The 12,542-nt window shown below is 71.3% G+C and carries 11 protein-coding genes; 7 read left to right on the top strand and 4 right to left on the bottom strand.

The window, feature by feature from the left end; translation table 11 throughout:
* The first annotated feature begins 93 nt into the window (after window positions 1-93).
* The 7 genes from OG622_RS41755 to OG622_RS41725 all read left to right on the top strand — a co-directional run bounded on the left by OG622_RS41755 (window position 94) and on the right by OG622_RS41725 (window position 8,274).
* Window positions 94-1,332 (top strand): MurT ligase domain-containing protein, encoded by a 1,239-nt coding sequence (locus OG622_RS41755; RefSeq protein WP_371581967.1) that lies wholly within the window; start codon window positions 94-96, stop codon window positions 1,330-1,332.
* Window positions 1,333-1,378: 46 nt separating this feature from the next.
* The gene (locus OG622_RS41750; RefSeq protein ID WP_371581966.1) at window positions 1,379-2,107 is read left to right on the top strand and encodes a type 1 glutamine amidotransferase; all 729 of its coding nucleotides are present in this window, start codon (window positions 1,379-1,381) and stop codon (window positions 2,105-2,107) included.
* 244 nt (window positions 2,108-2,351) lie between these two features.
* Window positions 2,352-3,377, top strand: coding sequence for a 6-phosphofructokinase (locus OG622_RS41745; protein ID WP_371581965.1), 1,026 nt, complete (start codon window positions 2,352-2,354; stop codon window positions 3,375-3,377).
* A gap of 156 nt (window positions 3,378-3,533) precedes the next feature.
* The gene (locus OG622_RS41740) at window positions 3,534-4,478 is read left to right on the top strand and encodes a cytochrome c oxidase assembly protein (RefSeq protein WP_371581964.1); all 945 of its coding nucleotides are present in this window, start codon (window positions 3,534-3,536) and stop codon (window positions 4,476-4,478) included.
* A gap of 237 nt (window positions 4,479-4,715) precedes the next feature.
* Window positions 4,716-6,119, top strand: coding sequence for a DUF6777 domain-containing protein (locus tag OG622_RS41735; protein ID WP_371584385.1), 1,404 nt, complete (start codon window positions 4,716-4,718; stop codon window positions 6,117-6,119).
* 17 nt (window positions 6,120-6,136) lie between these two features.
* Window positions 6,137-8,104 carry a protein kinase gene (locus OG622_RS41730; RefSeq protein WP_371581963.1) on the top strand — a complete coding sequence of 656 codons (1,968 nt, stop codon included), beginning with the start codon at window positions 6,137-6,139 and terminating at the stop codon, window positions 8,102-8,104.
* 14 nt (window positions 8,105-8,118) lie between these two features.
* Window positions 8,119-8,274 carry a hypothetical protein gene (locus OG622_RS41725; protein ID WP_351403796.1) on the top strand — a complete coding sequence of 52 codons (156 nt, stop codon included), beginning with the start codon at window positions 8,119-8,121 and terminating at the stop codon, window positions 8,272-8,274.
* 19 nt (window positions 8,275-8,293) lie between these two features.
* On the opposite strand, the gene OG622_RS41720 is transcribed toward OG622_RS41725, so the two are convergent.
* From OG622_RS41720 to OG622_RS41705, 4 genes are all read right to left on the bottom strand, one after another.
* Window positions 8,294-9,502 (bottom strand): sensor histidine kinase, encoded by a 1,209-nt coding sequence (locus tag OG622_RS41720; RefSeq protein ID WP_371584384.1) that lies wholly within the window; start codon window positions 9,500-9,502, stop codon window positions 8,294-8,296.
* A 103-nt stretch (window positions 9,503-9,605) separates the two neighbouring features.
* Window positions 9,606-11,351, bottom strand: a complete 1,746-nt coding sequence (locus tag OG622_RS41715) for a cation acetate symporter (protein WP_371581961.1) — start codon at window positions 11,349-11,351, stop codon at window positions 9,606-9,608.
* Between the two features lie 47 nt (window positions 11,352-11,398).
* Window positions 11,399-11,758, bottom strand: a complete 360-nt coding sequence (locus OG622_RS41710; RefSeq protein ID WP_371581959.1) for a hypothetical protein — start codon at window positions 11,756-11,758, stop codon at window positions 11,399-11,401.
* Window positions 11,759-11,767: 9 nt separating this feature from the next.
* On the bottom strand, window positions 11,768-12,535 hold the full coding sequence (locus OG622_RS41705) for a LytR/AlgR family response regulator transcription factor (protein ID WP_371581957.1): 768 nt from the start codon (window positions 12,533-12,535) through the stop codon (window positions 11,768-11,770).
* Window positions 12,536-12,542 lie beyond the last annotated feature (7 nt).

The raw sequence follows: 12,542 nt of genomic DNA, 5'->3' as shown, positions 1-12,542 counted from the left end.
GAGATTCGGGCGCGTGAGTGGATCTCGATAGGCTTTGGTCCACACGTTGCCGAGACAGGGCGCGGCGCTGTACGCAAGGAGGATCGAGAACTGATGGCAGGCAACTCGGACCCGCTCACGCCGCGGGCCAAGCTGGCCGTGACGGCGGGCAAGGCGGTCGCGGCGGCATCGCGTGCCGCGGGGCGCGGTAGCGGATCTGTGATCGGCGGCCGGGTGGCACTCAAACTCGACCCCGACCTCCTCGCCCGGCTCGCGCAGAGCCTGGACGTCATCCTGGTCTCCGCCACCAACGGCAAGACCACCACGACGCGGCTGATCGCCGAGGCACTGCGGGCCGCGGGCCCCGTCGTCTCGAACGCGCTCGGCGCCAACATGCCCGCGGGCATCACCTCGGCGCTCGCCGGGAACTCGGACTCCAAGTTCGCGGTCATCGAGGTCGACGAGAAGTACCTCGCCGGTGTCGCGCGGGACACCGACCCCAAGTGCATCGCGCTGCTCAACCTCTCCCGCGACCAGCTCGACCGCGCCGCCGAGACCCGCATGATGGCGGAGGCGTGGCGGGAGGGCCTGGCCGGCACCAAGGCCGTCGTCGTGGCCAACTGCGACGACCCGCTGATCGTGTGGGCGGCCTCGTCCTCCCCGAATGTGATCTGGGTCGCGGTCGGCCAGATGTGGAAGGACGACGCCTGGTCCTGCCCGTCCTGCGGCGGTGTGATGCAGCGGCCCGGCGACGACTGGTTCTGCGGTGAGTGCGGTTTCCGCCGCCCCACGCCGAGCTGGGCGCTCTCCGGCGACCACGTCCTCGACCCGCACGGCTCGGCCTGGCCGATCCACCTGCAGCTGCCGGGCCGTGCCAACAAGGCCAACGCCGCCTCGTCGGCCGCCACCGCCGCCGTCTTCGGTGTGCCCCCGCAGGTCGCCCTGGAACGCATGTACCAGGTGCAGGCGGTGGCCGGACGGTACGACGTGGTGCAGTTCATGCAGCGCGATCTGCGGCTGCTGCTCGCCAAGAACCCGGCGGGCTGGCTGGAGACGTTCTCGCTGATCGACCCGCCGCCGGCACCGGTGATCCTCTCGGTGAACGCGCGGGGCGCCGACGGCACCGACACCTCCTGGCTGTGGGACGTCGACTACACACGGCTGACCGGCCACCCGATCTTCGTGCTCGGCGACCGCAAGCTCGACCTCGCGGTGCGGCTGGAGGTCGCGGGCCAGCACTTCCAGGTCTGTGACACCCTCGACCAGGCGGTGCAGATGTGCCCGCCGGGCCGGATCGAGGTCATCGCGAACTACACCGCGTTCCAGGACCTGCGCCGCCGCGTGGGCAACTGAGCACGCTACAACGAACGACTCCAACGACTCTGAGGGGCACTGACTCATGAGCGACAACAGCCTGCGGATCGTCTGGGTCTACCCGGACCTGCTCAGCACCTACGGCGACCAGGGCAACGTGCTCGTCGTGGAGCGCCGGGCGCGGCAGCGCCGCCTGGACGTGGCCCGGCTGGACGTGCGCAGCGACCAGCCGATCCCGACCTCCGGCGACATCTACCTGATCGGTGGCGGCGAGGACCGGCCGCAGCGGCTCGCCGCCGAGCGGCTGCGCCGCGACCGGCACCTGTACCAGGCTGTGAACAACGGCGCGATCGTCTTCGCGGTCTGCGCCGGGTACCAGATCCTCGGCCACGAGTTCGTCAACGACCTCGGGCAGCGCGAGCCGGGCCTCGGCCTGCTCGATGTGACCACGACCCGGGGCGAGGGCGAGCGGTGCGTCGGCGACGTCCTCGCGGACATCGACCCGCGTCTCGGGCTGCCCCAGCTGACCGGGTTCGAGAACCACCAGGGCATCACCCACCTCGGCCCCACCGCCCGCCCGCTGGCGCAGGTGCGGCTCGGCAAGGGCAACGGCACGGGAGACGGCACGGAGGGCGCGTACAACGACACCGTGTTCGGCACGTACATGCACGGGCCGGTGCTGGCGCGGAACCCGCAGATCGCGGACCTGCTGCTGAAGCTGGCACTGGACGTGAACGCGCTGCCGCCGACCGACGACCGCTGGTTCGAGGCGCTGCGCGACGAGCGCATCTCCTCGGCCCAGCAGCCCGCGTAGGACGTCCGGCGGGAACCCGGGGCGCCTCAGAAACGGTTCCTCAGTGCGCGGACGAAAGCCCGTCCGATACCGCCCCCGCTCATGTGTGAAAGCCCGTCTGACCAGGGCCCCGCTCACCTGTGCGGGGGCGTCCAGCAGGCGGACGCCCGCTACGGTCCCGCCCCCTCCCGCCGGTAGGGTGGCGGGGATTCCAGCCGGACAGCGTGGTCCGGTCCCCGGCCCACGTCGAGAAGGTATTCGGGCTATGCGCATTGGTGTCCTCACGTCCGGCGGCGACTGCCCCGGACTGAACGCCGTCATCCGGTCCGTCGTGCACCGCGCCGTCGTCGACCACGGCGACGAGGTCATCGGCTTCCGGGACGGCTGGAAAGGTCTCCTGGACTGCGACTACCTCAAGCTCGACCTGGACGCGGTGGCCGGCATCCTGGCCCGCGGCGGCACGATCCTCGGCTCCTCCCGGGTCCAGCCCTCGCATCTGCGGGACGGTGTGGCGCGGGCGAAGGGCCATCTCGAGGATCTCGGTCTCGACGCGATCATCCCCATCGGCGGTGAGGGCACGCTCAAGGCGGCCCGGCTGATGTCGGACAACGGTCTGCCGGTCGTGGGTGTCCCGAAGACCATCGACAACGACATCGCGGTCACGGACGTCACCTTCGGCTTCGACACGGCCGTGGGGGTCGCCACCGAGGCCCTGGACCGGCTGAAGACCACCGCCGAGTCCCACCAGCGTGTCCTGGTCGTGGAGGTCATGGGCCGCCACACCGGCTGGATCGCGCTCCACTCCGGCATGGCGGCCGGCGCGCACGCCATCGTCGTACCGGAACGGCCCTTCGACATCGAGGAGTTGGCCACGAAGGTCGCCGCTCGGTTCTCGGCGGGCAAGCGGTTCGCGATCGTCGTCGCGGCGGAGGGGGCCAAGCCGAAGGCCGGGTCCATGGAGTTCGACGAGGGCGGCAAGGACATCTACGGGCACGAGCGGTTCGCCGGGATCGCCCGGCAGCTGTCCGTCGAGCTGGAGCAGCGTCTCGGCAAGGAGGCGCGGCCGGTGATCCTCGGGCATGTGCAGCGGGGTGGTACGCCGACCGCGTACGACCGGGTGCTGGCCACGCGGTTCGGGTGGCACGCGGTGGAGGCGGTGCACCGGGGGGAGTTCGGGAACATGACGGCGCTTCGGGGGACGGACATCGTGATGGTGCCGCTGGCCGAGGCGGTGGAGACGTTGAAGACGGTTCCTGAGGAGCGGTACGCCGAAGCGGAGTGCGTGCTTTAGCGATTCGGTCGAGTACGGGTGGTTCGTGGCTGGTCGCACGGTTCCCCGCGTCCCTCGGGTCGGCCGCTCCGCCCCCGGTCATGATCGTGACCGGGGGCGGTTCTACTCTGGGGGCGGACGTACAGCGCTCAACCCCCACGAATCAGGAGCCGGCGGATGGATCACAGCGGGCACGGCACGGGTCTTCCGCCCTTCACCCTGGGGCGGGGACTCGTGTGGTCGGCGGACCCGTTCTTCCTGATCGCCTGCCTGGTGGCCCTCGCCCTGTACGGCTGGGGCGTCGTGCGGCTCGTGCGGCGCGGGGACAAGTGGCCGGTGGGGCGGACGGTCACGTTCGTCGTGGGTGTGCTGCTCGTGATGCTGGTGACGTGCACCGGGCTGAACGACTACGGCATGGTCATGTTCAGCGTGCACATGGTCCAGCACATGGTGATGAGCATGCTGGCGCCGATCGTGCTGCTGCTGGGGGCGCCGGTCACCCTGGCGTTGCGGGCGTTGCCGGTGGCGGGGAGGGGACGGAAGGGGCCGCGTGAGCTGCTGCTGATGTTCCTGCACAGCTGGTACATGAAGATCGTCACGCATCCGGCGTTCACGATCCCGATGTTCATCGCGAGCCTGTACGCGCTGTACTTCACGCCGATGTTCGACTTCCTGATGGGGTCGACGCCGGGGCACATCGTGATGATGACGCACTTCCTGATGGTCGGGCTGTTCTTCTTCTGGCCGATCATGGGCGTGGACCCGGGCCCGCACCGGCCGGGTTATCTGCTGCGGATGCTGGAGTTGTTCGCGGGCATGCCGTTCCACGCGTTCTTCGGCATCGCGTTGATGATGGCGTCCGCACCGATGGTGAAGACGTACGAGAACCCGCCCGCTTCCCTCGGCATCGACGCGCTCGCCGACCAGAACGCGGCCGGCGGCATCGCCTGGGCGTTCAGCGAGATCCCCTCGGTGCTCGTGCTGCTGGCGCTGCTCTTCCAGTGGTACGGCTCCGAGCAGCGGCAGGCCCGGCGCACGGACCGCGCGGCCGACCGGGACGGCGACAAGGAACTCGAGGCGTACAACGCCTATCTGGCCTCACTCGACGCACGTAGTCGCTGAGCCACATTTCTTCGCCGTGCCCCAATTCCGCCGTCCGGCCACGCGACCGCACTTCTCTCTTTTTCTCCGACCCGAAGGGCTTTGCCCTTCAGTAGCATGATGCGTGAGCCCCGCATCCGCTCTGCGGGGTGACGGGGGAAACCGTTGGGGGGAGCGGTCATGACAATTCACGCATGCTTGCGAACGTGTTTACGAAAGGCAGGGAAAGCGGCTGCCCGGAGGATCGCCGTCCTGTTGGTGGGCGCGGTGGTCCTCAGCGGTTGCGGTGACTCGGCCCCGTCGTTGCTCGCGGTGAAGGCGGTGGCCGCGGGGGTGGCGTCCCTCGCACCCTTCTTCGACGAGGGCGAACAGCTGGGCCGGGACGAGCCCGGCCTCACGCCCCTGGAGCCGCACAGCGGTCTGCAGCAGGGCAACACCCCCGGCCTGTACGGGGGCACGCAGAAGCCGAAGGTCTGCGACGTGCGCAAGCTGGAGAAATTCCTCACCGCTCCCGAGAACAAGAAAAAGGCTCAGGAATGGGCCCGGATCACCGGTGTCGAAGTCGATGGCATCGGACGTTATCTCGACGAACTCACACCTGTTCTCCTGCGCCACGACACCCTCGTGAAGAACCACGACTACAAGAAGGGCAAAGCCGTCCCCTTCGACGCGCTGCTGGAAGCCGGTATCGCGGTATTGGTCGACGATCAGGGTTTGCCCGCGGTGAAGTGCAGTTGTGGAAATCCGCTGCGCGCGTTCGAGGAGGACCCCGAACGCATCGAGGTGAAGTTCCCGGGCGCCAAGGCGTGGAAGGGCTACGACCGGTCCGCCGTGGTCGTCGTCAAACCCGCCCCCGAGCGGCTGAAGGAGTTCAAGCTCGTCGACGTCGAGGACGCGGACCGGGGCATCAGCCGGGACGTCGGCACCACGGGCGAGTCCGACACGACGTTCGACACGCGGGCGCGGCAGGCCGTGCCGAGGGTGCGGGGGATGACCTTCGGCGAGGCGAGCGCGGTCATGGCGGACAAGGGTCTGGCGGTGACGGTCGCCGGGGACGGGATGCCTCCGGGTGACGCGCCGGTGACCGGGTCGAGCCCCGGGCCGGGCACCGAGCTGGAGTTCGGCGCCGCGGTGGCGCTGCGGGTGGACCGGCCGGGCAGGACCTCCGAAGAGAGCGCCGACGACTCGGAGCCCGGGTCGCCGCCGGGGAGCGACTCGACGCCGACGGACCGGAACACGACACCTTCGGGCGGGGGTTCGGGTTCCTCCCCGACGGATGGCGGGTCGTCGCCCACGGAGTCGACCGCTCCCCCGTCGGCGGGCGGCACGTCACTGACGCCGTCGCCGTCCGGGTCCTCCGAGAAGCCGTCACCGGAACCCGAGCCCACGCCCACCCCGTCCGTTCCCCCGACGGCGCCCGGCCCGTCCCGGTCCAGCAGGGCGCCGACGACTCCCGAGCCCGATCCCACCGCGCCGCAGGACAGCGGCCCGCCCACCGACAGGCAGACGACGAGCGCTCCGGAACCGACCGGTGGCCCGCCGTCCGACATCCCGGGAGATCCGGGAGATCCGGAAACCTCAGGGGATCCGAGCGATTCGGGGGGTCCCGGAGAACCGGGCGGCACCCCCGTCGAGGACCCGGCCCAGCCCGTATGGATCTGAACCCTGGGGAGCGACCGATGCAGTCAGGAGCACCGCAGTCGGGGGTCGGCCGGGTCATCGCCGACCGTTATCACCTGCTGAACCGACTGGGCAGCGGCGGCATGGGGCATGTCTGGCTGGCGCACGACCGTCAGCTGGACTGCGAGGTAGCGCTCAAGGAGATCGTGTTCCGCGATCCGGGCGAGGCCGAGCGCGAGCGCACGGCCCGGGTGGCCCGCGCCCGTGCCGAGGCCCGGCACGCCGCCGGGCTGCGCGCCCACCCGAACGTGGTCACCGTGCACGACGTCCTGGAACACGACGAACTGCCGTGGATCGTCATGGAGTACGTGCCGGGTGCCCTCGACCTGAAGGCCCTCGTCGCCGCGCGCGGCGGCCTCGCCCCCGCCGAGTGCGCCCGGATCGGGCTCGCGGTACTGGACGCCCTGACCGCCGGGCACGAGCGCGGCATCATGCACCGGGACGTCAAGCCGGCCAACATCCTGCTCGCCCCGGACCGCACCGGATCGCCGTACGCGCGTGTCCTGCTCACCGACTACGGCATCTCCGTCCAGCCGGACACCCAGGAGACCCGGTACACCCGGACGCACGTCCTGGTGGGGACCGCCGGATATCTCGCCCCCGAGCGGGCCCAGGGCGGGCCGCCGACCGCCGCGTCCGACCTGTTCTCGCTGGGCTGCACGCTGTATCACGCCGTCGAGGGGTACGGGCCCTTCGACCGTGACGCGGAGATCGCGGCGCTGACCGCGGTCGTCCTGGAGGAGCCGCGTCCGATGCTGCGGGCCGGCGCGCTGGAGCCGGTGCTGGGCGCCATGCTCGTCAAGGACCCCGTGCGCCGGATCACCGCCGCCGAGACCGAGGCGGCGCTGTCCGCGATCGTCACGCCCCAGGCCCACCCCCGTACCGAGCCCGACCTGGGTTCGCAGCCGCAGTGGGCGAGCGCGCCCACTCACACGGCGGAGCCGGAGGTCGCCGTCGTCGTCCCCCGGGTCGCGCGGCGGACGCCGTGGTACGCGCCGTCGGGCGGACAGGACGTCCGGCCCCCGGCCGAACACCGGTCGTCGGGCGGCCAGGGCTTCGGCCCCTCGCCACGGACCACCGGCACCGGCCCCGGCCTGGGCGCCGGAGCCGGCGGGCGTCCCCGTCGGCGCCGCGGCACGGCCCTCCTCGCGGGCATGGCCACCACCCTCGGTCTTACCCTGCTGGCCGGCGGGACCTGGTACGCCCTGCAGGACCTGCCTGGCGGGCTGGGCGGCAGTGGTGACACCCGGAGCGCGGAGCTGCCGTACGGGAGGGCCGTGGGGCTGCTGAAGCCTCTGAAGGACGGCGACTGCGTGGACGTCACGTGGACCGACGCTCCGTTCACCGACTCCGCCCGGCTGCGGATCGTGCCCGGGTGCACGGGGCGCGCGATGGACGGCCAGGTGATGGCCTCCTACGAGGCGTCGTCCGCCGAGGACGCCAGGGCGGACGGGACCGCCCGGTGCGAGCAGCTCACGGTGGATGCACGCGAGAAGCTCGCGGACGTCCGGACCTACGCCGTCCTCCCGACCGGCGACGGCTTCGACGCCGCCGGGCATCGGGTCGCCTGTCTGCTGCTGGGCGAGCGCAGGCCGGTGTACGGGCCGATCGGCGAGTACCGGGCGGTGGGCGACACGGTGCTCGTCGACGTGGCCACCCTGCAGAAGCAGGACTGCCTCGATCCGATCTCCGACAACAGGATCCGGCTGGTCTCCTGCCGGGACCGCCACCGGCAGAAGGTGCTCGGCTTCTACGAGATGAGCCGAGGGACCACGTACGAGGACGCGCAGGACCAGGCGCTCGATGCCTGCCGGACGAACCTGCCGCCGAAGCAGTACGGCCATGAGCCCGGCGTCACCGGTTCCGGTTTCTGGATCAGCGAGGACGGCTGGAAAAAGGGCGCACATTACGTCGTCTGCACTGTCATTTCCGGTAGTGGGGGCACCATGGGGGGAGAAGAAGCCTGAGAAAGGGTGTTGCGATGCCCGGTTCGACGAAGACCATGGGGGTGCTCACCGTCGGTGGGCTGGTCGCGGTGACGGCCTACTCGGTGGCGCTCGGCAGCAATGGCTGGCTGTGGTTCGGATGGGTCGTCCTGGGTTTGCTGACGCTGGGGATGGTGGCGTCGCGCACCTGAGGCTCACGCCCTGTGATCCTCAGTCCCGGGGGATTCCCCCGTCCGGGTGTACGCCCGGCTGGTATTTGGGCAGCCGGGCGGTGATCTTCATGCCCGCGCCGACCGCGGTCTCGATGACGAGGCCGTGGTCGTCGCCGTACACCTGGCGCAGCCGCTCGTCGACATTGCTGAGGCCGATGCCGCCCGAGGGGCTGCTCTCGCCCGCGAGGATGCGGCGGAGCACGTCGGGGTCCATGCCGACGCCGTCGTCCTCGATGACGACGAGTGCCTCGGCGCCCGCGTCCTGGGCGGTGATGCTGATGTGACTCTTGTCGGTCCTGCCTTCGAGGCCGTGCTTCACCGCGTTCTCGACGAGGGGCTGGAGGCAGAGGAAGGGCAGGGTGACCGGCAGGACCTCGGGGGCGATCTGGAGCGTGACCGAGAGCCGGTCGCCGAAGCGGGCCCGGACCAGCGCCAGGTAGTGGTCGATGGCGTGGAGTTCGTCGGCGAGGGTGGTGAAGTCGCCGTGTCTGCGGAACGAGTAGCGGGTGAAGTCGGCGAACTCCAGGAGGAGTTCACGGGCACGCTCGGGGTCGGTGCGGACGAACGAGGCGATCACCGCGAGCGAGTTGAAGATGAAGTGCGGGGAGATCTGGGCGCGCAGGGCCTTGATCTCGGCCTCTATCAGGCGGGTGCGGGACTGGTCGAGATCGGCCAGTTCGAGTTGGACGGAGACCCAGCGGGCGACCTCGCCGGCCGCTCGTACGAGGACGGCGGACTCGCGGGGCGCGCAGGCGACGAGCGCGCCGTGGACGCGGTCGTCGACCGTGAGGGGGGCCACGACCGCCCAGCGCACCGGGCAGTCGATGATGTCGCAGGTCAGCCGGAAGGCCTCCCCTCGGCCCGTTTCCAGGGGGCCCGCCAGCCGTCCCATGATCTCGGCGCGGTGGTGCTCCGCCACGCCCTCCCAGGCGAGGACCGACTCGTGGTCGGTGAGGCACAGCGCGTCCGTGCCGAGCAGGGTGCGCAGCCGCTTGGCGGATCTTCGGGCGGTCTCCTCGGTGAGGCCGGCGCGCAGCGGGGGCGCGGCGAGGGTGGCGGTGTGCAGGGTCTGGAAGGTGGCGTGCTCGACGGGTGTGCCGAGTCCGCCGAGGCTGTTGCGCGGCCGGGCCGTACGGCGGCCGAGCCAGAACCCGACCGCGAGCAGCGGGAGCACGGCCACGCAGAACCCCGCCAGGAACCCTGTCACTTCACCGCTCATCGCTCACCTCCTGCAATGGGTACACCGCTCACCGCTCGTGGGTTCCCTTCCGCCGTGCCGCACGCGGCCCTGGTCCGAATCGGCCCCGTCCTCAGCGCCGCCACAGTTCGATCTCCTTGGTCGCCGCGCGGGTCCGGCCGCCGACCAGTTCCTCCGGGAGGTGGAAGCGGGCCAGGATCGCCGGGGTCTCTGCCGGGATCCTGCCGGGGGTGGCCAGGGACACCAGGACCATCGTGAGGAAGCCGAGCGGTACGGACCAGAGGGCGGGCCAGGCCAGCAGGGCGTGGAGGGTGCCGGTGCCGGGGTATCCGGCCATGGTCGCGGCGACCGCGAGGAGGGCCGCGCCGCCGCCGACGAGCATGCCCGCGGCGGCGCCCGGCGGGGTCAGGCGCCGCCACCAGATGCCGAGGACGAGCAGCGGGCAGAAGGAGGAGGCGGACACGGCGAAGGCGAGGCCGACCGCGTCGGCGACGGGCAGCCCGCCGACCAGGCCGCTCGCCGCGAGCGGCACGGCCATGGCGAGGACCGTGCCGAGCCGGAAGTGCTGTACGCCGCGTGCGGGCAGGACGTCCTGGGTGAGCACCCCGGCCACCGCCATGGTCAGGCCCGAGGCGGTGGACAGGAACGCGGCGAAGGCGCCGCCCGCGACCAGCGCGCCGAGCAGGTCGCCGCCGAGGCCGCCGATCATGCGGTCCGGGAGGAGGAGGACGGCCGCGTCGGCGTCGCCGGTGAGGGTGAGGTCGGGGGCGTAGAGCCTGCCGAGCGCCCCGTAGAGCGGCGGCAGGAGGTAGAAGAAGCCGATCATGCCGAGAACGACGACCGTGGTGCGGCGGGCGGCGACGCCGTGCGGGCTGGTGTAGAAGCGGACGACGACGTGGGGCAGGCCCATGGTGCCGAGGAAGGTGGCGAGGATCAGCCCGTAGGTGGCGTACAGGGGGCGTTCCTCGCGGCCTGCGGCGAGGGAGGTGGACATGCCGCCGTTGGTGCCGCGGTCGGCGACGGGGACGGTGTCGCCCTTGGTGAAGGTCAGGCGGGTGCCCCGGTCGATGCGGTGGGTGCCGGCGGGCAGGTCGACGCGCCGGTCGTCGTGGCGGCGGCCGTCGATCGTGCCGGAGGCGGTGACCGTCAGCGGGTCGGTGAGCTTCAGGTCGAGGGTCTCCTCGACGCGGACGACGCGTTGTTCGCGGAACTCGGCGGGCTCGTCGAAGGCGTGGCTCGGGGCGCCGTCGCCCTGCCAGGCGAGGACGAGGAAGAGCGCGGGGACGAGGAGGGCGGTGAGTTTGAGCCAGTACTGGAAGGCCTGGACGAAGGTGATGCTGCGCATGCCGCCGGCGGCGACCGTGGCGGAGACGACGACGGCGACGATGACGCCGCCGAGCCACTCGGGCGCGTCGGTGAGCACGTTCAACGTCAGTCCGGCGCCCTGGAGTTGGGGCAGCAGATAGAGCCAGCCGACGCCGACGACGAAGGCCCCCGCGAGCCGTCGTACGGTCTTGGAGGCGAGCCGGGCCTCGGCGAAGTCCGGCAGCGTGTACGCGCCGGAGCGGCGTAGCGGGGCGGCGACGAACAGCAGGAGGACGAGGTATCCGGCGGTGTAGCCGACCGGGTACCAGAGCATGTCGGGGCCCTGGACGAGGACGAGGCCGGCGATGCCGAGGAAGGAGGCGGCGGAGAGGTATTCGCCGCTGATCGCGGCCGCGTTGAGGCGGGGGCCGACGGTACGGGAGGCGACGTAGAAGTCGGAGGTCGTCCGGGAGATACGCAGGCCGAAGGCGCCGACGAAGACGGTCGCCACGACGACGAGGGCGACCGCGGGGACGGCGTAGTTCTCGTTCATGCCTTGTTTCCGGTCTCCTCGTTCACGGGTTCGCGGCTGCCGTCGCCTCAGCGGTCCTCGACGAGCCGGACGAGGTCCTGCTCGTTGCGTTCGGCGCGGCGTACGTGCCAGTGGGCGAGCAGGACCAGGGGTGGATAGATGGCGAAGCCGAGGACGGCCCACTCCAGGCCGGCACCGTCCGGCATCGCGGCGAAGACCAGGGGCAGTGGGGCGACCAGCAGCACAAGGACCGCGAACACGGCCAGGGCGGCACGGAGTTGGCTGCGCATGAGGGAGCTGACATAGGTGTGGCCGAGGGTGGTCTGTTCGTCGATCTCGGTGCGGGGGCGGTGGTGGCCGGGGCCGCGGCGGGTGCGGCGGGGCACTCCGGTGACGACGACGCGGCGTTCGGTGGGGTCGTTCGGCATGGCGGCTCCTCAGCCCGTGGTCCGGCGCATCAGCAGATCGCGCAGCTCGCGTGCGTGGCGGCGGCTGACCTGGAGTTCCACCGGGCCGACGAGGACGCTGACGGTGCCCGCGTCCAGGCGGAGTTCGCCGACGTGCCGCAGGGCGACGAGGTGGCGGCGGTGGATGCGGACGAACCCGCGTGCGCGCCAGCGCTCTTCGAGGGTGGAGAGGGGGATGCGGACGAGGTGGCTGCCCTGGGGGGTGTGGAGTCGGGCGTAGTCGCCCTGGGCCTCGACGTGGGTGATGTCGTCGACGGCGACGAAGCGGGTGACACCGCCGAGTTCGACGGGTATCTGGTCGGGGTCGGGTTCGTGGACCGGGATCGGCGGGGCCGTGGCCGTCGCCGTGTCACGGAGCTGGGCGGCCCGGCGTATCGCCTCGGCGAGGCGTTCGCGGCGCACGGGCTTGAGGACGTAGTCGACGGCCTTGAGGTCGAAGGCCTGGACGGCGAAGCCCTCGTGCGCGGTGACGAAGACGACGAGCGGGGGCCGGGCGAAGCCGGTGAGGAGGCGGGCGAGGTCGAGACCGTCGAGTCCGGCCATGTGGATGTCGAGGAAGACGACGTCGATCGCCTCGGGCCCGTCGGGTCCGGACTCCAGGGCTCGGTTGATCCTCCGCAGCGCCTCGGTGGCGTCGCCCGCGCCCTCGGCGCTGCCGACCCGTGGATCCGCTTTCAGCAGGTACAGCAGTTCCTCCAGGGAGGGTTTCTCGTCATCGACGGCGAGCGCGCGCAGCATGAACGTG

Origin of the sequence: Streptomyces sp. NBC_01314 (genome assembly GCF_041435215.1) — a bacterium.
GTDB lineage: Bacteria > Actinomycetota > Actinomycetes > Streptomycetales > Streptomycetaceae > Streptomyces.
The sequence above is the reverse complement of the archived record's forward strand: the minus strand, read 5'-3'. Positions and strand labels throughout refer to the sequence as shown.